This is a genomic window from Lacticaseibacillus brantae DSM 23927 (assembly GCF_001436115.1).
Taxonomy (GTDB): Bacteria; Bacillota; Bacilli; order Lactobacillales; family Lactobacillaceae; genus Lacticaseibacillus; species Lacticaseibacillus brantae.
In genome coordinates, this window is sequence record NZ_AYZQ01000001.1 from 333,911 (window position 1) to 356,428 (window position 22,518).

A 22,518-nucleotide genomic window follows, 5' to 3' on the forward strand; every position below is an offset into this window, starting at 1 on the left:
GACAAAGACCGGCGGGTTTGTTATAATTTTGATAGGATTTAACATTTTAGGAAAGTGTGGCAGCGAAATGACAAAAATTAAACTTGTCACGGATTCTTCAATCCAATTGACTCCAGACGAAATTTCAACTAATGACATTCATGTGATTCCATTAACGATTTCAATCGACGGCACGACCTATATTGACGGTCAAACCATCACTCGGTCTGAATTTATGGACAAAATGGCTGCGGCTAAGGATTTACCTAAGACATCTCAGCCTGCAATCGGGAGTTTCGCCGAACTCTATGATGAACTCACCGCTGATGGCAGTGAAGTGTTATCCGTGCATATGACTGAAACCATCAGCGGAACCGTTAATTCGGCTCGCCAAGCCGCTGAACTAACCAACGGTAACGTGACGGTGGTTGATTCAGACTTTACGGATCGAGCTTTGGCTTTCCAAGTGTTGGAAGCCGCGAAAATGGCTGCAGCTGGTGCTGAAATGGACGCGATTGTGGCCCGGATGGCAACAGTTCGGGACAACACGACGCTCATCATGGGCGTCTCCAACTTGGATAATTTAGTCAAGGGAGGCCGCATGTCTCGTGTTTCTGGGATGCTCTCCAGTCTGTTAAACATTAAAGTTATTTTACAACTGAAGGATGCCCAATTAACTGCTCTTCAGAAGGGTCGGGGCATGAAGACCATCAACAAATTTGTCGATGAATTCATTCAAGAAATGCAAAATGTAAAAGATATTACTGCAATCGGGATTTCACACGCCGATGCGGCCGACATGGTGGCACCTTATGCTGAGAAGATTCGCAGTCTTTTACCAAATGTCCCTTTGCTGGTGGAACCCACTGATCCTGTCATTGCCACGCATACTGGCGCGGGCGCATTTGCGATTACTTACTATCATGGCTAAGCCTGCGCAGCTTGTTTAATGAGATAACAATACATTAGGGTCTGTGCCGAAACATGCGTTTTGGCGGCAGGCCCTAATTTGAATTTGGCGATAAGGAGGAGATACTGTGAAGCGATGGCAAAATGTCTTACTTTCATTAGGGCTATTGGGCTTGGTCGCCGGGCTTGTTTTTGCCGGCCTAATGGCTTTTGGCCCCGATGGGAATATTAAGGCGCCAAAGATTAACAATACAGTGAAGACCGTGAAATTGGTTGGCTTGGGCGACTCGCTGACTCAAGGGGTTGGGGATGAAACCAAGCAAGGTGGTTATCTGCCTTTAATTAAAGCGGATTTGGAAGGCAACTATGTCGTCTCTACTGAGAATTTCGGTGTCGGGGGTAATACCAGTACCCAGATTCTCAAACGGTTGACGACCCAAACCAAAATACAAAAAAGTATTCAGTCTGCCACAGTGATTACGGTCACTGTTGGCGGCAATGATCTCATGGCCGTCCTCAAGAAAGACTTCTTGAAATTAAGCGAGGCGCAAATTGTTGCCGGATCCAAGACGTTCCAAAAGCACTTGGCCACCCTGCTGACAACAATTCGGCAATATAATCCCAAGGCGCCCATTTACCTTTTTAGCATCTATAATCCTTTTTACGTCTATTTCCCTGAAATGACCCAGATGACTGATGGGGTCACGAAATGGAACGCGGCCACACAGGCAACGCTGAAACAGTTTAATCGCGTGCACTATGTCGATATTGATCGGGTCATGAGCACGGGTAAAACCGCTAAAGCTTCAAGTCGTGCGGAGTCAGCCAAAGATAATCCACTGATTTTTACGGAAGATCATTTCCACCCAAACAATGCTGGGTATGCGCAGATGACCAAAGTCCTGTATGATGAGATGTTAGCAACCAAAAATGAATGGGAGTGAACCGCTTGAAACGCAGATTTAATTGGTGGCTCGTCGCCACTTTAGTCTTATTAGGCCTCATTATTGGTAGTGGTGCCTGGTTCATCAGCAAAGTGACCTCGCCGATTGAAACACCGGAAAGTACAGTCGCGGCTCGGACAGACGAACCTGTTTTTCATGTGAACCTAACCAAAGCACAAGTTAATCGGTTAGTTAGTTATTATTTGGCCGATTATTTAAAAGACAGTCCGATTAAATATCAATTAGTGGTTGGTGACTCCGCCGTCCTGAGTGGAAATTTTAAATTCTTAGGGGCAAAAGTTGGGTTCAACCTTGAGTTTGATCCTTATGTGCTTAACAATGGGGACGTGCAGTTGAAGGCCCGGAAGTTGAATGTCGGGAGTTTGCCCGTTCCAACAAGTTTTGTGTTAAATTATGTGGGTCATAGTTACAAATTACCCAAGTGGGTTGGTTTAAGTGAGAAGAACGAGACAGTAACCTTGCATTTAAGTCAGTACCAACTGGCGAACGACATGCAGTTACGCGCCCAGAAAATTGATCTAATAGGCGATAGTATCCAATTTGGCATCTATTTGCCTAAATCTAATAAGGAATAGGCGAGCGTGTGAGACAATCATTTTATCAGTACCTAATGACGCTAAGGAATCCTAATGACCATGGCGAAATTGCGAATTTCGCTCAGAATGCTTTTTTAGACCACAGTTTTCCCAAGCAAGCCACTAGCTACGATGAGTTAGATCGCTATCTAGAAGCTTATGGTGGTTATTTGCCCAATCGAAGTGTCTTTGATGACGCGTACAATTTGTATTTAGATAATGTCGGAGGCCACGCCCATGACTAAGATTCAAGTCCCCCTATGGTTAACCAGTACTGCGGTCGTCGTCGCCTTAGCGACTGGCGGTGTGGTTGGTTATGCGATAACTTCACCCCAACAAAGCAGCGACCCAAATATCAATAAAATAGTCTCAACTTATGAAGCCATCAATGACGGCTATTATCAGAAACCAGACGCAAAAAAATTGGTCAATGGCGCTATCAATGGCATGGTCTCAAGCCTTGATGATCCATACTCTAATCTTTTACAGACGGACGACAAAACCAGTCTCGACACCACAATTAGTGCGAGCTTTGGCGGCATTGGTGCGGTCTTGAAAAATGACCAATCTAAGTTACTAATCGACTCAGTCACAGCAGACGGCGCAGCTAAAAAAGCTGGCTTAAAGCCAAACGATGAACTGGTTGCCATTAACGGTAAATCGACCACAGGTTGGTCAACCAGCGAAGCAGTTGCCAAGATTCGCGGCAAAGTGGGGACTACCGTCAGCGTCACGATTAAGCGCGCCGGTGTTAACCAGACTTTCAAGGTCAAACGTCAGAAAATAACGACTGAGACCGTCGCCGGGACCATGGATACTAAAGATAAGGCTTTAGGCATTATTCAGATTAGTAGTTTCTCTGAACCAACCACTGACCAACTGAAAGCAACCATCAAACAATTACGCAAAGCTGGTGCCAAGCGGTTTATTCTGGACTTACGGGGTAATCCTGGTGGTCTGATGCCACAGGCACTCAGTATCGCTTCGATGTTTTTGAAGAATGGTCAAAAAATTATGACCGTCGAACCACGCAACGGTGACAGCGTCACTTATCGGGCCGGTAAAGACTACGATGATGGATTCAAAGTCACAGAACCCACCGCTGTGTTAATTGATGGCCAGAGTGCTTCTGCAGCCGAGATTACGGCTGCCGCCTTGAATGAGAACCGGAACATTCTACTGATTGGCGAGAAGAGCTTCGGTAAAGGGACCGTGCAAAATGTCAATTCACTCAATGAAACAAGTGAATTGAAGCTGACAGTGGCCAAGTGGCTCACCCCAAAAGGCCAATGGATTAATCACAAAGGGTTGATGCCGACCGATAAAGTGCCCTATCCTGCAGCTGCTAAAATCACGATGGTGACTAAAGCAAGTTTGAAGCTGGGAGACACTGGGACGGATGTTCGCTCACTTCAACAGATGTTGGCCGCATTAAAGTTCAATCCTGGAGCAGTCAATGGTGACTATAATGAGACCACCGCCTCAGCTGTCAAAGCATTTCAAGCTACCAATCAGCTGCCAACCACTGGTTCGGCTGATGCGCAGACCCTCCAGATTTTAACCACCAAGTTAGCCAATCAGTTGCACCAAGATGACCCAATGATCAATAAGGCACGGACAGTGCTGAGCAAGGAGAGCAATTAATGGCAATTCAATGGTTCCCCGGCCATATGGCCAAAGCCAAGAAAGAAGTCCAAGAGAAGTTAAAACAAGTTGATTTAGTACTTGAAATTGTCGATGCGCGCACACCAGAATCTTCTCGTAACCCAATGCTAAACGAAATTATTGGTGAGAAGCCGCGCATTATGGTCCTAAACAAGGCTGATTTGGCAGATCCTAACAAAACTGCCGTTTGGATTCAGCATTATCAGGATATGGGTTATGCGGCAATGGCCATCGACGCCCAACACGCTCGCCAATTGAAACAAATTCCGCAACTGGCTCGGCAACTCATGGCCGAAAAGATTGCCCGAAAAAAGGCTCGGGGGATCAAAAATCCAGCTGTTCGGGCCATGTGTATTGGCATTCCTAACGTGGGTAAGTCTACGATTCTCAATCGTTTGGTTAAAAAGAACATTGCGATTACAGGCAATAAGCCTGGGGTCACAAAGAATCAGCAATGGCTCAAGGCTGATGACAGTTTCCAGGTATTAGATACCCCAGGGATTTTATGGCCTAAATTTGAAGATCAGGCAATCGGTTTACGCTTAGCCTTGACTGGAGCCATCGCGGATGCGGTTTTTCAAGAAGATGTGGTCGGGATGTATGGCTTAGAATTCTTCATGGCTAACTATCCCAATGCTTTGAAACAGGCCTATCATCTAACTGCCGATGACCTGAACTTACCATCAAGCGATTTAATGGTCATTTTGAGCCAGCGGAATGGGTTCGCAGACGATTATAATCGGATGGCGGAGCGATTGATTTTTGACGCCCGCCAAGGCAAACTGGGCCGCTACACGCTCGAGTTGCCAGGTGATAATGATGCCGACGCTGAGTGATTATCGCCAGCAGCTGGCCAAAATTCCCGCCGACCCAGCAGTGTTGGCCGCGCTTGCGCAAGATGAACGCGTCGGTGCCACCAGGTTGCTCGCACAGTACGAGCATCGGGTGGCGCAACAAAAGAATGCCTTGCTTGAACTGAAAATGCGCTCGCGTTATGAACGTCAATTATGGCCGCAATACCCACATATCGCGGGCATTGATGAAGTTGGCCGCGGGCCCTTGGCTGGTCCTGTTGTGACCGCCGCCGTCATCTTGCCTCACGATTTTAGCGCCCCAGTCAATGACAGTAAGCAATTGTCTGCCAAAACCCGCCAGCAACTGTATACGGTCATTATGTCTGAAGCAGTGAGCGTTAGCTTAGGGGTGAGTGACGCTAAGCGCATTGATCAAGAAAATATTTACCACGCCACAGAACTGGCCATGGGCGAAGCCGTTAGTCATCTCAGTGTGCGCCCTGATTATTTGCTCGTGGATGCGATGACTGTGCCAACAGCTTTGCCACAGCAAAAACTGATTAAAGGTGATGCCAACAGTATTAGCATTGCAGCGGCCAGTATCGTGGCCAAAGTGGTTCGAGATGAGCTGATGACTATGTATGCTCAGGTGTACCCTGGCTATGATTTCGGTCACAATATGGGTTACGGCACTAAGAAGCATCTTGCTGGTCTTGATGAGTACGGCGTCACGCCTATTCATCGCCACAGTTTTGAACCAGTCCAGCGCCACTTGCAAGACTCGCGACTCAACTAAAAATTGCGTAATTTCTGATAACCACATTCTTTGGAGGTTGTGATGAAATTACGCGATTTTTTATTGGCAGTGCATTGGCTGTCTCATCAAAGTTTGGCCACTGCCAAAGCCATGACTTTTCCGCCTGATAATGAGTTGGTCAGTTGGGTCCAAAAACAACTGGCTGGGCAAATGGCCGCATTTAATCAGCTTAAACAACAACCGTTTATCACGATAATTGATCCAAGCTATCCCGATCGGTTGAAAGAAAGTTTTCAACCACCGTTAGTCTTGTTCTATCGAGGCGACTGGCAATTGGTCCATCAGACCAATCTGGCAGTTGTTGGCGCGCGCCAAGCTGGTAGCTACACCAAGACCAGTCTGGCGAATCTTGTACCAGGACTGGATTCGATGGCCATCGTCAGCGGCCTCGCGCAAGGTGCTGACACGATGGCCCACGAGGCTGCCTTAACCAGCAAGCGACCGACTATTGCAGTGGTCGCGCACGGCCTAGATTTGGTGTATCCAGCGACTAACCGTGAGCTCTTTAATCAGATTGCAAAGATAGGTTTGGTGATCTCTGAATATCCGCCGACAACACCGCCAGAGAAATTTCGGTTTGTGGCTCGTAACCGGATTATCGCCGGTTTGGCACATGGCGTGTTAGTGACTGAAGCCAAAGCCAAGAGTGGCAGCTTGATTACCGCTAATTATGGCTTGCAGAATAATCGCGAGGTCTTTGCTCTGCCTGGCCCGTTGAGTGCGCCACTGGCTCAGGGGCCCAATGCTTTGATCCAAGCTGGGGCGAAAATGGTGCTGACCGCGCAAGATATTAATGAAGAGTTGCACTTTTACGATTAACTCCCTAATATATAAGAAGAAACAAGTTCGCTTGAGGCGAATTGGTTGAGATATGGCTTGTCAGCGCGGAATTTATTCCGCAATTTGACAAACGATTTCATCTCTGCGTAAACTATGCAGAGATTTTTGAGCAGCTTGCTCACTGAAAGGAGGGCGTTCATGACCGCCAAAAATTTGGTAATCGTGGAATCGCCGGCTAAAGCTAAAACAATTGAAAAATATCTAGGTCGCAACTATAAGGTTGTGGCTAGTTTGGGCCATGTGCGGGATTTGCCTAAGAGTCAAATGGGCGTCGACGTGGAGAATGACTACGAACCGAAGTACATCTCGATTCGAGGTAAAGGCCCAGTGATTAAAGATTTAAAAAAAGCAGCCAATGCGGCTGAAAATATTTATCTGGCGGCCGATCCGGATCGTGAAGGGGAAGCCATTGCCTGGCACGTTTCTCATTTGCTCGATCTTGATCCTAAGGGAAAGAATCGCGTGGTTTTCAATGAAATCACTAAAGACGCCGTAAAAAATGCGTTTAAAACGCCGCGGAGTATTGATATGAATCTAGTCGATGCCCAACAAGCACGCCGCATTCTGGACCGCTTGGTTGGCTATTCGATTAGTCCGTTGCTGTGGAAGAAAGTTAAAAAAGGCCTGTCAGCAGGACGAGTGCAGTCCATTGCGTTGAAACTGATTATTGACCGGGAAAATGAAATCGCGGCTTTTGTGCCCGAAGAATACTGGACCATTGATGGCGAGTTTCAAAAGGGCCGTAGCAAGAAGTTTGCGGCGAGCTATTACGGCCTCAAAAATAAGAAGCATGCCTTGAAGAATAATGAAGCCGTACAAGATATTTTGGGCCGGATTGATAAGGCCAAGCCGTTTGCTGTCACAAACGTGGTCAAGAAGGAACGCAAACGTTACCCAGCGCCACCGTTTACCACCAGTTCGTTGCAACAAGAAGCTAACCGAAAGCTCAACTTCCGGACCCGTAAAACCATGATGATTGCCCAACATTTGTATGAAGGAATCAATCTCGGGGGCAAAGCAGGAACTGTCGGATTAATCACCTATATGCGGACTGACTCAACCCGGGTCTCCAATGTCGCGAAGACTGAAACTAGTCAATTCATTCATGACCAATACGGAGAAGCATATGCCGCAGTCAAGATTCGCCAAGGTAAGCTCCAAGAAGGGGCGCAAGACGCCCATGAAGCGATTCGACCAACCAGTACTTTGCGGACTCCTGAAAGCTTAGAGAAGGTCTTAGACAAGGACGAGATGAAGTTGTACCGCTTAATCTGGTCCCGCTTTGTCGCCAGTGAAATGACCCCAGCAGTGATTGACACAGTGGCTGTAACGTTAGACCAAAATGATGTCACTTTCCGGGCGAATGGGTCCCAGACGAAGTTCCCTGGATTCACGAAATTGTATGTCTCGAGTCGTGATGACGATGAAAAGGATAATCTGTTACCTGAACTGGCAATTGGGGATGACGTTAAGTTACTCAAAACCGACCCAGCCCAACACTTTACCCAGCCACCAGCACGCTATTCTGAAGCGAACCTGGTCAAGGCGCTGGAAGAAAATGGGGTCGGTCGGCCATCCACGTATGCGCCAACCATTGAAACAATCCAAAAACGGTATTATGTCAAACTGAATGCCCGCCGGTTTGAACCGACCGAACTGGGTGAAATTGTTAATTCATTGATTGTTGAATTCTTCCCGGATATTGTTGATATCAAATTTACTGCCAATGTCGAGTCAGAACTGGACAGCGTTGAAACTGGCCAAGCTGAATGGGTCAAAGTTTTGGATCAATTTTATCAACCATTTTCTAAAGAAGTTTCTGATGCTGAAGTTGGGATTGAGAAGATTCAAATCAAAGATGAACCAGCAGGGTTTGATTGTGATATTTGTGGCGCCCCAATGGTGGTCAAGATGGGCCGTTATGGCAAATTCTTCGCCTGTTCTCGTTTTCCAGATTGCCGCAATACCAAAGCAATCGTGAAGGAAATTGGCGTTATCTGTCCTAAGTGTCACCAAGGCCAAGTGGTTGAACGCAAGAGCAAGAAGAACCGGATTTTCTATGGTTGCTCTCGCTATCCTGATTGTGACTTCGTATCATGGGACAAGCCTGTCGGGCGTAATTGTCCTGTTTGTGACCACTTCTTAGTTGAGAAGCGCAGCAAGGCCGGGGTTCAAGTGGTTTGCCCTAACCAAGATTACGAAGAAAAGATTCAAAAATAGGCGCTTGCGGCAACCGCTGACGTCAAAGGTGGAATAAGCATGCCAGAAGTGGATGAGTTTTTGCAGTATTTACTGGTGGAGCGTCATTACTCAGCCGAAACTAAGACTGCCTACGCGGAAGATTTGAAGGACTTTGTTGATTTCCTGGAACATAATGGTGGCTTTAAAAGTTTCCAAAAGGTTGATGCCCTTGATGTTCAAACTTACTTAGCAAACTTAAACGACCGCAAATTAGCGCGGAGTACCGTGGCGCGGCGCATCAGTAGCCTGCGCAGTTTCTATCGGTATTTGATTCGAGTTGGGGAAGCCAAGATTAATCCCTTTGCCCTGGTTGAAATCAAGAAGGCCCACCAACATTTACCGCAATTCTTTTTTGAAGAAGAACTCGATGTTCTTTTTAAGGCCACCGATGGTCCTACCCCGTTGGATCAACGGAATAAGGCAATTCTCGAAGTGCTGTACGGGACGGGCATTCGGGTGTCTGAGTGTGCGAATCTGACCCTAAATCAGATTGATTTTGATTTGGAATTATTGTTGGTCCATGGGAAGGGCAATAAAGATCGCTATGTGCCGTTTGGTTCATTTGCAGCGGACGCGTTGACCCAGTATCTCGATAACGGCCGGCAAGCGCTGATGACTAAACTTGATCAGGAGCACCCCTATGTGTTCGTCAACCAGCACGGCCGGCCCATTACCAGTCGCGGCATTGAATACATCTTGAATCAACTGATTAAACAAACGAGTTTGACGAACAATATCCATCCCCATATGTTGCGGCATAGTTTCGCAACGCACATGTTAAATCATGGGGCCGATTTGCGGTCGGTCCAAGAACTATTGGGTCACAGTAGCCTCAGTACCACGCAAATTTATACGCATGTGACCACAGAACATTTGAAGGCTGACTACATGAAGTATTTTCCCAAGCACAATTAGGACTTTCGAATGATGTTTTGTTTGGGGTGAACGGCTAGACTAGATTTACCACAAAATAAAGGAGCTTTTTGACATGACAACAATTGCAGCAGTTAGAAAAAATGGTCACACTGCCATCGCTGGTGACGGGCAAGTTACCTTAGGCGAAAAGGTGATTATGAAGGGGTCCGCACAAAAAGTGCGCCGGATTTATAATGATCAAGTTGTCATCGGTTTTGCGGGTGGGGTCGCGGATGCGTTCACCCTGCAAGATTGGTTTGAAAAGAAGCTCGAACATTATTCTGGTAATTTGCGCCGTTCAGCAGTGGCTTTGGCCCAAGACTGGCGCAAAGACCCAATGCTTCAAAAACTTGAAGCGATGATGATTGTGATGGATGCTCATGACCTGTTGCTTGTTTCTGGTAGCGGTGAAGTGATTGATCCTGATGATGATGTGGTTGCCATCGGTTCTGGTGGTAACTATGCCCAGGCTGCCGCAATGGCAATGTTGCGCCACGCTGACGCGATGGATGCCACAGCAATTGCTAAAGAAGCAATTAACATTGCTGCTGAAATCGACATCTTCACCAACCACAACGTCATTGTTGAAAGCTTCTAGGAGGTCGCTATGACGGAGATTAAAACACCTAAACAAATCGTTGAACAGTTAGATCAGTATGTAATCGGCCAAACCGATGCGAAGCGTGCTGTGTCGGTTGCTTTATATAACCGGTATCGCCGGATGCAACTGTCTGACAAACTGCAACAAGAAATCACCCCTAAGAATTTATTGATGATTGGACCGACAGGGGTCGGGAAAACTGAAATTGCCCGCCGCTTAGCCAAAATTGTCAACGCGCCGTTCGTCAAAGTCGAGGCCACCAAGTTCACTGAAGTGGGCTACGTTGGTCGTGACGTTGAATCAATGGTGCGGGATTTGGCCGATGTGGCTGTGCAAATGGAAGAAGAACGCCAATTCGCCAATGTGCGCACGCGGGCGACAACTGAAGCCAACAAGCGTTTGGTGAAGTTGTTGGTGCCAAGCATCAAAAAAGAAAAGCGGACCAACCCAATGAATGACATGATGGCCATGTTGCAAGGCCTCCAGAACGGCCAAGCCCCTGAAACCAATGATGAAGGTGAAGTCACCGATGACATCCGTAATCAACGGCTTTCTGTGGCCGAACAGCTTGAAGCCGGTCAACTGGAAGATCGTGAATTAACGGTCAGTGTGGCTGACGAGAAGAAGGGCAATGGCCTCAATGACATGTATGGTCAGATGGGGATTGACCTCAGCGAAAGTCTCGGCGCATTGATGCCTAAGAAGCAAGTGCAACGGACGATGAGTGTTAAGGAAGCGCGGGAAGTCTTTATTCGGGAAGAATCCGATAAGTTGGTCAATCACGCTGATATTTATCATGACGCCATTGCTGCCGCAGAGAACAATGGGATTATCTTCATCGATGAAATTGATAAGATTGCCGCTGGGGACAAAAAATCCAGTGGTGAAGTCTCTCGTGAAGGGGTTCAACGCGACATTTTGCCTATTGTTGAAGGGTCGCAAGTGAATACCAAGTATGGTCCGATGAACACGGACCACGTGCTTTTTATTGGTTCAGGTGCGTTTGCAGAATCTAAGCCCAGCGATTTAATCGCTGAATTACAGGGCCGATTCCCCATTCGCGTTGAATTGAATGACCTGAGCGAAGCTGACTTTGTGCGTATTCTGACTGAGCCCGATAATGCGTTAGTGAAGCAATATATGGCTTTAATTGGGACTGATGGCGTTCAAGTCACCTTTACCAAGGAAGCGATTGAATCGATTGCGCATATCGCCACAACGGTCAATCATGATACCGATAACATCGGAGCCCGGCGGTTAGCCACAATCCTTGAGAAGTTACTCGAGGACATCTTGTACGAAGGCCCAGACATGCAAATGGGCAGTATCACAATTACCGAGCAATACGTTAACGACAAGATTGGGAAGATTGTCGCTGACTCAGATATGACGCGTTACATCTTGTAAACGAAGGGATTTTTGACATGGTCACACTTGAAAATGATTTTTTAACCGTCACAATCGATCCACATGGCGCTGAACTGACGAGCGTTCTCGGGGTGCATTCACAGATTGAGTATCTGTGGCAGGCTGATCCTGCGATTTGGAAGCGGCATGCGCCTGTTTTGTTTCCGATTGTTGGTAAACTGCATGATGACAGCTACCAATACGAAGGCCAAACCTATCACATGAGTCAACATGGGTTTGCCCGTGATCGGGACTTTACTGTGGTTGAAAGCACTAAAACCAGTGCCACGTTTGAATTGACGGATGATGCGCAGACGCGGGCGATGTTCCCGTTTGCTTTCAAGCTTGTGATTAAATATGTCCTAGACAACAATATGATTCGCGTGAATTATGCCGTGACGAATCCAGACACGAAGGCGCCATTGTTCTTCTCGATTGGGGCCCATCCTGGGTTTAATATCCCACTGACAGATGAAACCAACTTTGACGGTTACTATATGAGTTTCGATCCTAAGAAATCTCGGGTCCAGATTCCATTGGATGTCGCAGCTGGGATTGATTACACTCACCGGACATTGGCCGCAACGGATGTTAATCAGAGCCTCAGTCGTGACTTCTTTAAGAATGACGCGGTGATTTATGAGCTAAACGGGAAGACGACCTTCAAGCTCCAATCTGACCACAGTAAGCATGGGGTCGCTTTGACGGTTGCCGACGCGCCTTATTTGGGCGTCTGGAGTCCGTACCCAACCACCGGGAATTTTGTCTGCATTGAACCTTGGTGGGGAATCGCGGACACGATTGACGCCAGTGGGGATTTGACCACTAAACTGGGAATTAATCAATTGGCCCCGCAGGCTGATTTCGAAACTGGCTATACTATCCAAACCTTCTAGTTCGAGGCATAAAAAGAGAGACGACACTGTCTAGCGGCAATGTGGTCTCTCTTTGTTTGTGGTGAGCCAATGGCTTAAGCCTTTTTACGATCGCGTAAATATTTGCCTAAGCCAAAGGGGACCATGTTTTCAGTTCCAGCTTTAATGCGTTTGAAATTGTCGCGGTGGCGGATGAGAAAGACAATCCATAAGACAAATGCGACCGTCGACAGTAACCAGTCATGATAAACCAATGACCAAGCCGTAATAATCCCCATACCGACCGTACTGGCAATACTAACCATGGAGGTTAAGCAGACAAGGCTAAAGAAAATCGCACAGGCAATCACAAAGAAGGGTGGATTATACGCGAGTAAAATCCCGGCGCTGGTCGCAACAGCTTTACCTCCTTTAAACCCGATAAAGATCGAGAAAGTATGGCCCAGAACAGCCGCCAAGCCAACGACAAGAATCAACCAGTGTTCGGTGAATCCGGCCAAGTATGGTAAGCTTGCCCCTAATGTCCCTTTTAAAATATCCATGACCAAGACAACGGTACCGCCAACCGGGCCTAACACTCGGTAAGCATTAGTCGTACCAATATTGTGGCTGCCATGTTGGCGAATATCTTGATGGTAGAAGAGCTGGCCAATCCAGACGCCACTAGGAATCGAACCAATTAAATAAGCAAGTAGGAAGCATATCAGCAGTTTCATTGCCCCACTCCTTTCGCTGAATCATTGTAGCATGAAACCCGTGGCTTTTGTAGATAGCCAAGGATTTTTGCAGGGTCAAATTATGCCGGACTTGCTTTTTGCGAACGCATGTTCTATCGTGAATAAGCTGCTTTCAAAAATTAAAATTGAAAGCTGAATCCAGTTTAGTGTAGAGTATTGAATAGTTGTACTAAGAAGGAGTTAGTTATGAGCAAGCCAAAGGAAACATACACTGATTCATCAATTCAGGTCCTTGAAGGTCTTGAAGCGGTGCGGAAGCGGCCCGGGATGTACATTGGGTCGACCGATGGCCGTGGCCTTCACCATTTAGTTTACGAAATTGTCGACAACGCCGTCGATGAAGCCCTGGCTGGCTTTGGCGATACCATTGCGGTGACCATCCACGCCGACGACTCGATTACGGTGAGTGATCATGGTCGGGGAATGCCAACTGGGATGCATGCGTCTGGTAAGCCCACAATTGAAGTCATTTTAACGGTGCTCCATGCTGGTGGGAAATTCTCTCAGAACAGCTATAAAACTTCTGGGGGCCTGCACGGTGTGGGGGCGAGTGTTGTGAACGCCCTATCCGAAAGCCTGACTGTTCGGGTCGTCCGGGACGGTGAAGCCTTTGAAGAACATTTCGTCAATGGTGGTCATCCCGATGGGTCGCTGGTGAAGGTGGGTAAAGTTAAAGAACCAAATGGAACGACCATCACCTTTAAGCCCGACCCAACCATCTTTCAAACCACAACCTATAGTTTCGATACATTAGCTGAACGGTTACGGGAATCGGCTTTTCTGCTCAAAGATATTACGATTACCTTAACCGACGAACGCACCGACAAAGCCGAAGTTTATCATTATCCTGACGGTTTAGTCAGTTTTGTGAGCTATTTGAATGAAGACAAGGATACCTTGTCACCTGTGATGAATTTTGAAGGCCAAAAGGATGGCATTATTGTCGATTTTGCGGGTCAGTATAACGACGGTTACTCAGAGAACATTATCTCGTTTGTTAACAACGTCCGAACTGGCGATGGCGGAACTCATGAAGCAGGCCTGCGGACAGCCTTGACCCGCAGTTTCAATGAATTTGCCCGCAAGGTGGGGCTGCTCAAAGAACGGGATAAGAATTTGGAAGGGACCGACGTGCGGGAAGGCCTGAGCGCAGTCTTGTCAATTCGTGTGCCCGAAGAACTTCTGCAGTTTGAAGGTCAGACCAAGGGTAAGTTGGGCACGCCTCAGGCTCGGGCAGTGGTTGATGCCGTGGTTTACGAACAGCTCAATTTCTACCTGATGGAAAACGGGGATGCTGCTCAGGCCTTGGTGCGCAAGGCTGTGAAGGCCAGAGAGGCGCGCGAAGCAGCACGTAAAGCGCGGGAAGATAGCCGAACGGGCAAACGCAAGAAGAAGAGCGATGGCCTATTATCCGGTAAATTAACCCCAGCCCAGTCCAAGAATGCGCAGAAGAATGAGTTGTACTTGGTCGAAGGGGATTCTGCTGGTGGGTCAGCTAAACAGGGCCGCGATCGGAAGTTCCAAGCGATCCTGCCATTACGGGGGAAAGTTCTGAACACCCAGAAAGCTAAACTGCAAGACATCATGAAAAACGAAGAAATCAACACCATGATTTATACGATTGGTGCTGGTGTCGGGACTGATTTTGATTTGGATGCGGCCAATTACGACAAGATCATCATTATGACTGATGCGGATACCGACGGGGCCCACATTCAAATTCTATTGTTAACGTTCTTCTATCGCTATATGCGTCCATTGATTGATGCGGGTAAGGTCTTTATTGCCTTACCACCGCTATATCGCCTGCAAAAAGGCGCCGGGGCGAAGACAAAGATTGCCTATGCCTGGACCGATGATGAGCTAGCCAAAGAAACCCAAACAATGGGGAAGGGTTACACCTTGACTCGATTCAAAGGGTTAGGGGAAATGAATGCCGACCAGCTGTGGGAGACTACCATGAATCCAGAAACTCGGACCTTGATTCGCGTGCGGATTGATGATGCGGCGCTCGCTGAACGCCGGGTCACAACCCTAATGGGGGACCGAGTTGAACCGCGGCGAAATTGGATTGAGAAGAATGTGAAGTTCGATTTGGATGATGACGGCAGTATTCTTGAAACCGCCACGCCAGATCACACACATCAACAATTCGGTGCACAACAGATTGTTAAGCAATTGGACAAGAAGAAAGGGAAGTAATCGAATTGGCAAATCAAATTCAAGAACTGACCTTAGAGGAAGTTATGGGCGATCGGTTTGGTCGCTATTCTAAATACATTATTCAAGAACGGGCCCTGCCAGACGTTCGGGATGGCTTAAAACCGGTGCAACGCCGCATTCTTTTTGCGATGAATCAAGACGGCAACACGTACGATAAGGGATTCCGAAAGTCCGCTAAATCGGTTGGTAACGTTATGGGGAATTATCATCCCCATGGGGATAGTTCAATCTATGAGGCGATGGTGCGATTGTCACAGTCGTGGAAACTGCGAGCGCCATTAGTTGAGATGCACGGTAACAACGGGTCAATGGACGGCGATCCGCCAGCAGCGATGCGGTATACCGAAGCGCGGCTCAGCAAAATTGCTGCCGAATTATTGCAAGACATCGACAAAGAGACCGTTGATATGGTGTTGAACTTTGATGACACCGCTCAGGAACCAACTGTATTGCCAGCCGCCTTCCCTAATTTACTGGTGAATGGCGCTACTGGGATTTCTGCCGGTTATGCGACTGAAATTCCCCCTCATAATCTACAAGAAGTAATTGATGCGCTGCTGTATCTCATCAAGCATCCTGAAGCTGACTTAGCTGTGTTGATGCAATTCATCAAGGGGCCAGATTTTCCGACTGGTGGGATTATTCAAGGCTTATCGGGGATTAAGGATGCCTATGCCACCGGCCGCGGCAAAATCATGGTGCGGGCAAAAACCCACATCGAAGATTTACGGGGTGGCAAGCAGCAGATTGTGGTGAGTGAATTGCCATATGAAGTGAATAAAGCTAATTTAGTGAAGAAGATTGATGAACTACGCGTCAATAAGAAGGTCGATGGCATTGCGGAAGTTCGAGACGAGTCAGACCGTTTCGGCTTATCGGTTGTCATCGAGCTGAAAAAGCAGGCCAATGCGGAAGGTATTTTGACCTACTTGTTCAAAAACACGGATTTACAAATTGCTTATAACTTCAACATGGTGGCCATTGCCGACATGCAACCTAAGCAATTAGGGATTAAACCGATGCTGGAGGCGTATTTAGCTCACCGGCGGGATGTTGTGACCCGGCGCACCCAGTTTGACCTGGATAAGGCCCAAGCCCGTCAGCACATCGTTGAAGGCTTGATTAAGATGCTGTCGATCCTGGATCAAGTGATTGCTACGATTCGCCACAGTCTCGATAAGTCGGATGCCAAGCATAATTTGGTGGCTGATTTTGAATTCTCTGAAGCTCAGGCCGAAGCCATCGTTTCCTTGCAGTTGTATCGGTTGACGAATACTGATATTACCGCTTTGGAAAAAGAGGCGGCTGAACTGGCCAAGAAGATTGCCACTTATGAGCAAATTTTGGCTGATAGTAAGACGCTTGATAAAGAGATCGAGACAGAATTAAAGGCGATTGCTAAGACCTACGGCACGCCGCGTTTAAGTGTGATTGAAGACCAGATTGAGGTCCTCGAAGTTGAAACGACAGTCACTGTGACTGATGAACAAGTGATGGTCTTGGTTTCTCGCGATGGCTACGTCAAGCGCAGTTCTTTGCGCAGTTTCCAGGCGGTCGCGCCTGAAGACAATGGGCTGAAGGAAAATGACTTCGTTGTCTTTAGCGAAGAACTCAGCACGTTGACGCACCTTTATATTGCGACGAACAAGGGTCACTTAATCTATCGGCCGGTGTACGAAATTAGCGATGAGCGATGGAAAGACAGTGGTGAACATCTGAGTCAGACAGTTGGGTTAGCCGCCGATGAGAAAGTGATTGCGGCCTTTGACTTTGACCAACTCGATGGGGATGGCCGCTTCGTGTTTGGCTCGAGTGACGGCTATATCAAGCAAACAGCGCTTGCTGATTTGCAACCGCAACGCAATTACAAGAGCAAACCGATGGTAGCAATGAAGCTGAAACAAGATGATGCGAATGTCACCAATGCTTATTTTGTCGCTAGTGACGCTAATACTAATGTCGTGGCAGTCTCAAACCAGGCTTATGGTTTGGCTTTTGCTTTGAACGAAGTTTCAGTCGTCGGTGCACGGACCACTGGGGTTAAGTTAATGGATCTGAAGCCGGAAGACTTTGTCGTTAATTTTGTCCTCGTGGCCGATACGCTCGCTGCCAAAATTGCGATTTTGACCCAACGTGGGGCCTTTAAACAGATGGCAGTGAGTGAACTGGGCACAATGACACGGGCTCGGCGAGGATTGATGGTGCTGCGCGAATTGAAGCGTGATCCGCATCGAATTGTTGCAATGGCATTGATTCAGCCTAATCAGTCGTTGGCCGTCTTAACTGATCAAGACACCAGCATCACATTGAACCCAGCTGAACACCCGAGTGGGGATCGCTATTCTAATGGCTCTTTTGTGATTGATACTGAAACTCAAGGCGTACCCGTCTTGATGTTACCCGTGATCCAGCCGCTAACGGATAACGAGAATAATTAGCACTGTGATGAGCACGAGTCCAGACGGACCCGTGCTTTTTTGATGGTCAATAAGATTGCAGGCAATTTAAATGTTATCAAGTGAACAAATTCGAGATTAAGCTCAGATGACGGTGATTAAAAATACATAACAATGCCTATTTAAAGGTAAAGAAAAGGCTTGCAAGGACTTTGTGATATGATATACTTTCTTTGTAGGAAATGTGAAAAGGTAGCATCATCCCTCGCCACCAAAGTTCGACGCCATCTAGAGGGCCAGCAACCTTTCACGCACATTAAACCGAAACGGGGAGGCATTACAGCATGCAAGAAGTAGAACAGACCATCACCGACTACTGGCAGGGCTTCAAGAGCGGCAGTTGGCAATCAGAAATTAACGTGCGCGATTTCATTCAACAGAACCTGACCCAATATGACGGCGACGAAAGCTTTATGGCCGGACCAACTGAAGCGACTAACTTGCTGAACAACCAAGTCTTAAACTTGAAGAAACAGGAACGCGAAAACGGTGGGGTCCTGGATGCTGATAATAGTGTCGTCTCAACGATTACCTCGCATGGCCCTGGCTATTTGAATAAGGACCTCGAAAAAATTGTCGGCCTGCAAACAGACAAACCTTTCAAGCGCGCATTCATGCCATTTGGCGGCATCCGCATGGCTGAAGATGCCTTAAAGGCATACGGTTTTGAGACTGATGATGACTCACATAAGATTTTTAACGACTATCGTAAGACCCATAACCAAGGGGTGTTTGATGCGTACACGCCTGCTATGCGTAAGGCGCGCCATTATAAAATCGTCACTGGTTTACCAGATGCTTATGCCCGGGGCCGGATTGTGTCTGACTTCCCACGGATTGCGATTTATGGGATTGATCGCTTAATGGCTGATAAAGCGCATGATTTTGAAATGACCGGCGACGGTGAAATGACTGAAGATGTCATTCGGATGCGGGAAGAAATCTCCGATCAATACCGGGCTTTAAACGACATGAAGAAAATGGCTGCGAGCTATGGCTTTGACATCTCTCGGCCCGCTGCCGACGCGCAAGAAGCCATCCAATGGATTTACTTTGGCTACTTAGCAGCGATCAAAACCCAAAACGGGGCTGCGATGTCCGTAGGCCGGATTGACACAGTGATTGATGCCTATATCGCCCGCGATATGAAGTTGGGCCGGATTACAGAAGAAGACGCCCAAGAAATGATTGATCATTTTGTCATGAAATTGCGGATGGTTCGCTTCATTCGGACTGAAGACTATAACGCGCTGTTCTCTGGCGACCCAATCTGGGCCACACTTTCATTAGTCGGCATGGGTAATGACGGGCGGCATCACGTCACCAAGACCGCATTTCGTTTCTTGAAGACCCTCGAGAATATGGGGGCGGCGCCGGAGCCTAATATCACTTTGCTGTGGTCAGAACGGCTCCCAGAGGGCTTTAAGCGCTATGCAACTGAGGTTTCAATTCAAAGTTCCACCATTCAGTACGAGAATGACGACTTAATGCGTACCGAATGGGGCAGCGATTACTATGGAATTGCCTGCTGTGTGTCAGCGCAGCCCATTGCCGACGGGGTGCAGTACTTTGGTGCCCGAGCAAACTTAGCTAAGACAGTCCTCTATGCCATTAATGGTGGGGTCGATGAACTCGGCCACGCCCAAGTTGGTCCAGAATTGGCACCGATCACGGCTGAATATATCGACTACAAAGACTTCATGCATAAGTACGATAAGATGTTAGACTGGTTGGCGGATACTTATGTGAACGCCTTGAATGTGATTCATTACATGCATGACAAGTATTATTACGAAGCAGCACAATTAGCCTTAAAGAATACCCGCTTGGATCGGACTTTTGCGACCGGGATTTCAGGGTTGTCCCATGCGGTTGATTCCATTTCTGCCATCAAGTATGGCCACGTTAAAGTGATTCGTGATGACGATGGGATCGCCGTTGACTTCATCACCGATCAAGATTTTCCTCGCTATGGGAACAATGACGATCGCGCCGATGACATTGCCAAGTGGTTGGTGAAGACCTTCTATGAGAAGATGAATACCCATCACTTGTATCGAGGCGCGAAGTTGTCGACCAGTGTGCTGACCATTACTTCAAATGTGGTTTATGGGAAGAACACGGGGACCACACCAAATGGCCGTAAAGCCGGCGAACCATTTTCACCTGGCGCAAACCCCGCCTATGGTGCAGAAAAGAACGGCGCGTTGGCATCCTTAATGTCCACCGCTAAGATTCCTTACCACTATGCAACCGATGGAATCAGTAATACTTTCGGCGTGACACCAAACACCTTAGGCCACGATGATGCTACCCGTAAAGATACGCTGGTCCACATGGTTGACGGCTATATGGAAAATAGCGGGATGCACCTAAACATCAATGTCTTCAACAAAGAGACCTTGATTGATGCCCAGGCCCATCCAGAAGAATATCCAACGTTGACTGTGCGGGTTTCAGGTTATTGTGTCTACTTCGCTGATTTAACCAAAGAACAACAAGATGACGTGATTGCACGGACTTTCTTCGATCAAATGTAGTCATTGCAGACTGGGAATAATTCCCAGTTTGCCAAAAGGACACCACCTTCGCCAGTGGTCTCTTTTTGGCAGACGATGCAAAGGAGGACTTTCAACATGCGTTTATTCGATACGGTGAGTGATTCACCAACGATTCCCAACGCGGCGCACGAGCCGGTCGTGGGCTATATCCACTCCATCGAAAGCTTTGGCTCGGTTGATGGTCCTGGTATTCGCTATATTGCCTTCTTGCAGGGCTGTCGGATGCGGTGTGAGTACTGTCATAACCCGGACACCTGGAACATTGGTGTGGGCGAGGAAATGACCGCTGACGAGATTTTAGCAGACGCTTTACGGTACAAAGCATTTTGGGGCGACACTGGCGGCATCACTTGTTCTGGTGGCGAATCGTTGATTCAGATTGATTTCATTATCGATTTGTTTACCAAAGCTAAAGCCCAGGGCATTACCACCTGCTTGGACACATCAGGCGGTCCCTTTACTCGGGATGAGCCTTGGTTTAGTAAGTTTGAACAACTAATGGCGGTGACAGATATTTCGTTGGTTGATATTAAGCAAATTGATTCGGCCAAGCATCGCAAGTTAACGGGGTTTGGCAACGAGAACATTCTGGACATGATTCAATATATGAGCACACACGGGGATGATATGTGGATTCGCCACGTGCTCATTCCGACCCGAACTGACTTTGATGAGGACTTAACCAAATTAGGGGCTTACATCAAAACGCTCAGCCATGTGCAAAAAGTGGAAATCCTGCCGTATCATACGATGGGGTTCAACAAATACCATGAACTCGGGATCAAATACCCCTTAGAAGGCATTGAACCACCGACGCCAGATCGGGTGGCAAATGCTGAAGCCTTGTTGCATGTTCAGGACTATACAGGCTATTTGACTTGGCGGCCTCAGCAATAACTTAAGTAAACAATAAGAAAGAGCAACTCATATGAGTTGCTCTTTCTTTATTGTTATCTTATAGTGAAGTAAATACCCTAAGGAGCGGCTTATCTATGAAAACGAAGCAAGAAAATATTTTCTCCTCCAAAACTCTTTCTTACTTTCTACAACTTGCTGAAACAATGAATTATACGCAAGCAGCCCAGTTGCTGGGCATTACCCAACCAGCTTTAACTCAACAAATTAAAAAACTTGAACGGACAGTCGGCGCACCGCTCTTTTATTCAGTCGGTAAGAAGCTGCATTTATCTGACGCTGGGAATACGATGCTGTCGGCCACGCAACAAATTTACGAAGTCTTGAATCAAGCCTCTGATGAGATCCAGCAAACCACTAGTGCGACCAATGGTGAGATTCAGATCGGTTTCTTGTCCTCGGTCGAAGACTCTGCATTGACGGCGTTTATTGCGCACTACTATAAATTACATCCAGAAGTTAAGATTTCATTCCGGATGATGAACCGTCACGAAATTTGGGAACGGTTGGAGAACAGCCAGATTGACTTAGCGATTATGTATCTGCCAGATGACACGATTAAAAACTGGAAGCCATACAGTAGCCGGAAAATTATCGATGAGCAATTGTTGTTTATCCACCACAATGAACATCTCGCAAACCGCAAGCGAGTTCATTATCAAGACGCGTTGGAGGGTGCCTGGGTCACTTATCCGGAAGATTATTTCTTGAGTCACCGGCTGCGTGAGGCCTTCAAGAATCAATTGGTTGATCTGCCAGCGCCGGTCGCTCAGTTCACAACCCCAGTACAGTTGATGCAGTTTGCCAACGCGACAGGGGCCAATACTGCCTTACCAACGAGCTTCTACCAAGCCCATCAAGAACAGTTTGATGCCTATGCAGTTGCCTTTGAACCAAACATTAACTTTGACTTGTCCTTCGTTTACCGGAAAGAAAAGACTTCGATTCCGCGGATTGCGGCCTTTTTTGAAGCTTTCGACCAATATTTCAGTGAGAAAGATTACCTATCGCGAGTGGCCGAAAACCGTGTTAAACTATGAAGG

The 22,518-nt window shown here is 47.4% G+C and carries 19 protein-coding genes; 18 read left to right on the forward strand and 1 reads right to left on the reverse strand.

Going from position 1 to position 22,518, the window contains the following annotated elements; translation table 11 throughout:
- Window positions 1-67: 67 nt before the first annotated feature.
- The 13 genes from FC34_RS01635 to FC34_RS01695 all read left to right on the forward strand — a co-directional run bounded on the left by FC34_RS01635 (window position 68) and on the right by FC34_RS01695 (window position 12,604).
- Window positions 68-910: a DegV family protein gene (locus FC34_RS01635; protein WP_057893640.1), complete on the forward strand. Its 843-nt coding sequence runs from the start codon at window positions 68-70 to the stop codon at window positions 908-910.
- A 106-nt stretch (window positions 911-1,016) separates the two neighbouring features.
- Window positions 1,017-1,832 (forward strand): SGNH/GDSL hydrolase family protein, encoded by an 816-nt coding sequence (locus FC34_RS01640; RefSeq protein ID WP_057893641.1) that lies wholly within the window; start codon window positions 1,017-1,019, stop codon window positions 1,830-1,832.
- Window positions 1,829-2,428, forward strand: coding sequence for a YpmS family protein (locus FC34_RS01645; protein WP_235803391.1), 600 nt, complete (start codon window positions 1,829-1,831; stop codon window positions 2,426-2,428). The genes FC34_RS01640 and FC34_RS01645 overlap by 4 nt, the downstream gene beginning before the upstream one ends.
- Before the next feature lie 8 nt (window positions 2,429-2,436).
- The gene (locus tag FC34_RS01650) at window positions 2,437-2,673 is read left to right on the forward strand and encodes a YozE family protein (protein WP_057893643.1); all 237 of its coding nucleotides are present in this window, start codon (window positions 2,437-2,439) and stop codon (window positions 2,671-2,673) included.
- Window positions 2,666-4,072 carry a S41 family peptidase gene (locus FC34_RS01655; RefSeq protein ID WP_235803380.1) on the forward strand — a complete coding sequence of 469 codons (1,407 nt, stop codon included), beginning with the start codon at window positions 2,666-2,668 and terminating at the stop codon, window positions 4,070-4,072. Before FC34_RS01650 ends, FC34_RS01655 begins: the two co-directional genes overlap by 8 nt.
- Window positions 4,072-4,929 (forward strand): ribosome biogenesis GTPase YlqF, encoded by an 858-nt coding sequence (ylqF, locus tag FC34_RS01660; protein ID WP_057893645.1) that lies wholly within the window; start codon window positions 4,072-4,074, stop codon window positions 4,927-4,929. The genes FC34_RS01655 and ylqF overlap by 1 nt, the downstream gene beginning before the upstream one ends.
- The gene (locus FC34_RS01665; protein WP_057893646.1) at window positions 4,913-5,683 is read left to right on the forward strand and encodes a ribonuclease HII; all 771 of its coding nucleotides are present in this window, start codon (window positions 4,913-4,915) and stop codon (window positions 5,681-5,683) included. The genes ylqF and FC34_RS01665 overlap by 17 nt, the downstream gene beginning before the upstream one ends.
- 42 nt (window positions 5,684-5,725) lie before the next feature.
- Entirely contained in the window at window positions 5,726-6,523 is a 798-nt protein-coding gene (gene dprA / locus FC34_RS01670; protein WP_057893647.1) for a DNA-processing protein DprA, read from the forward strand.
- 159 nt (window positions 6,524-6,682) lie between these two features.
- The gene (gene topA / locus FC34_RS01675) at window positions 6,683-8,764 is read left to right on the forward strand and encodes a type I DNA topoisomerase (protein WP_057893648.1); all 2,082 of its coding nucleotides are present in this window, start codon (window positions 6,683-6,685) and stop codon (window positions 8,762-8,764) included.
- Window positions 8,765-8,803: 39 nt separating this feature from the next.
- Window positions 8,804-9,700, forward strand: coding sequence for a tyrosine recombinase XerC (gene xerC / locus FC34_RS01680; RefSeq protein ID WP_057893649.1), 897 nt, complete (start codon window positions 8,804-8,806; stop codon window positions 9,698-9,700).
- Window positions 9,701-9,773: 73 nt separating this feature from the next.
- Entirely contained in the window at window positions 9,774-10,298 is a 525-nt protein-coding gene (gene hslV / locus FC34_RS01685; RefSeq protein ID WP_057893650.1) for an ATP-dependent protease subunit HslV, read from the forward strand.
- A 9-nt stretch (window positions 10,299-10,307) separates the two neighbouring features.
- Window positions 10,308-11,708: an ATP-dependent protease ATPase subunit HslU gene (gene hslU / locus FC34_RS01690; protein WP_057893651.1), complete on the forward strand. Its 1,401-nt coding sequence runs from the start codon at window positions 10,308-10,310 to the stop codon at window positions 11,706-11,708.
- 17 nt (window positions 11,709-11,725) lie between these two features.
- Window positions 11,726-12,604 carry an aldose 1-epimerase family protein gene (locus FC34_RS01695; protein WP_057893652.1) on the forward strand — a complete coding sequence of 293 codons (879 nt, stop codon included), beginning with the start codon at window positions 11,726-11,728 and terminating at the stop codon, window positions 12,602-12,604.
- Between the two features lie 74 nt (window positions 12,605-12,678).
- Here the strand turns inward: FC34_RS01695 and plsY are convergent, their stop codons facing one another.
- Complete coding sequence (plsY, locus tag FC34_RS01700) at window positions 12,679-13,299, reverse strand: glycerol-3-phosphate 1-O-acyltransferase PlsY (RefSeq protein ID WP_057893653.1); 621 nt, start codon at window positions 13,297-13,299, stop codon at window positions 12,679-12,681.
- 207 nt (window positions 13,300-13,506) lie between these two features.
- Between plsY and parE the strand changes: the two genes are divergently transcribed.
- The 5 genes from parE (at window position 13,507) to FC34_RS01725 (ending at window position 22,515) form a co-directional block, all read left to right on the forward strand.
- A complete protein-coding gene (parE, locus tag FC34_RS01705; RefSeq protein ID WP_057893654.1) occupies window positions 13,507-15,522 on the forward strand; it encodes a DNA topoisomerase IV subunit B in 2,016 nt (671 codons plus the stop codon).
- Between the two features lie 5 nt (window positions 15,523-15,527).
- A complete protein-coding gene (gene parC / locus FC34_RS01710) occupies window positions 15,528-17,981 on the forward strand; it encodes a DNA topoisomerase IV subunit A (RefSeq protein WP_057893655.1) in 2,454 nt (817 codons plus the stop codon).
- 302 nt (window positions 17,982-18,283) lie between these two features.
- Window positions 18,284-20,539: a formate C-acetyltransferase gene (gene pflB / locus FC34_RS01715; RefSeq protein ID WP_057893656.1), complete on the forward strand. Its 2,256-nt coding sequence runs from the start codon at window positions 18,284-18,286 to the stop codon at window positions 20,537-20,539.
- Window positions 20,540-20,635: 96 nt separating this feature from the next.
- Window positions 20,636-21,457, forward strand: a complete 822-nt coding sequence (gene pflA, locus FC34_RS01720) for a pyruvate formate-lyase-activating protein (protein ID WP_057893657.1) — start codon at window positions 20,636-20,638, stop codon at window positions 21,455-21,457.
- Window positions 21,458-21,552: 95 nt separating this feature from the next.
- Entirely contained in the window at window positions 21,553-22,515 is a 963-nt protein-coding gene (locus tag FC34_RS01725; RefSeq protein WP_057893658.1) for a LysR family transcriptional regulator, read from the forward strand.
- The last annotated feature ends 3 nt before the right edge of the window (window positions 22,516-22,518 follow it).

What these genes read in the sequence shown, in the direction of transcription:
- FC34_RS01665 (WP_057893646.1), top strand. Translation starts at nt 4,913, where the DNA reads ATGCCGACGCTGAGTGATTATCGCCAGCAGCTGGCCAAAATTCCCGCC.
- pflB (WP_057893656.1), top strand. Translation starts at nt 18,284, where the DNA reads ATGCAAGAAGTAGAACAGACCATCACCGACTACTGGCAGGGCTTCAAG.
- FC34_RS01695 (WP_057893652.1), top strand. Translation starts at nt 11,726, where the DNA reads ATGGTCACACTTGAAAATGATTTTTTAACCGTCACAATCGATCCACAT.
- FC34_RS01635 (WP_057893640.1), top strand. Translation starts at nt 68, where the DNA reads ATGACAAAAATTAAACTTGTCACGGATTCTTCAATCCAATTGACTCCA.
- parE (WP_057893654.1), top strand. Translation starts at nt 13,507, where the DNA reads ATGAGCAAGCCAAAGGAAACATACACTGATTCATCAATTCAGGTCCTT.
- xerC (WP_057893649.1), top strand. Translation starts at nt 8,804, where the DNA reads ATGCCAGAAGTGGATGAGTTTTTGCAGTATTTACTGGTGGAGCGTCAT.
- dprA (WP_057893647.1), top strand. Translation starts at nt 5,726, where the DNA reads ATGAAATTACGCGATTTTTTATTGGCAGTGCATTGGCTGTCTCATCAA.
- hslV (WP_057893650.1), top strand. Translation starts at nt 9,774, where the DNA reads ATGACAACAATTGCAGCAGTTAGAAAAAATGGTCACACTGCCATCGCT.
- FC34_RS01655 (WP_235803380.1), top strand. Translation starts at nt 2,666, where the DNA reads ATGACTAAGATTCAAGTCCCCCTATGGTTAACCAGTACTGCGGTCGTC.
- topA (WP_057893648.1), top strand. Translation starts at nt 6,683, where the DNA reads ATGACCGCCAAAAATTTGGTAATCGTGGAATCGCCGGCTAAAGCTAAA.
- FC34_RS01725 (WP_057893658.1), top strand. Translation starts at nt 21,553, where the DNA reads ATGAAAACGAAGCAAGAAAATATTTTCTCCTCCAAAACTCTTTCTTAC.
- plsY (WP_057893653.1), bottom strand. Translation starts at nt 13,299, where the DNA reads ATGAAACTGCTGATATGCTTCCTACTTGCTTATTTAATTGGTTCGATT.
- ylqF (WP_057893645.1), top strand. Translation starts at nt 4,072, where the DNA reads ATGGCAATTCAATGGTTCCCCGGCCATATGGCCAAAGCCAAGAAAGAA.
- pflA (WP_057893657.1), top strand. Translation starts at nt 20,636, where the DNA reads ATGCGTTTATTCGATACGGTGAGTGATTCACCAACGATTCCCAACGCG.
- hslU (WP_057893651.1), top strand. Translation starts at nt 10,308, where the DNA reads ATGACGGAGATTAAAACACCTAAACAAATCGTTGAACAGTTAGATCAG.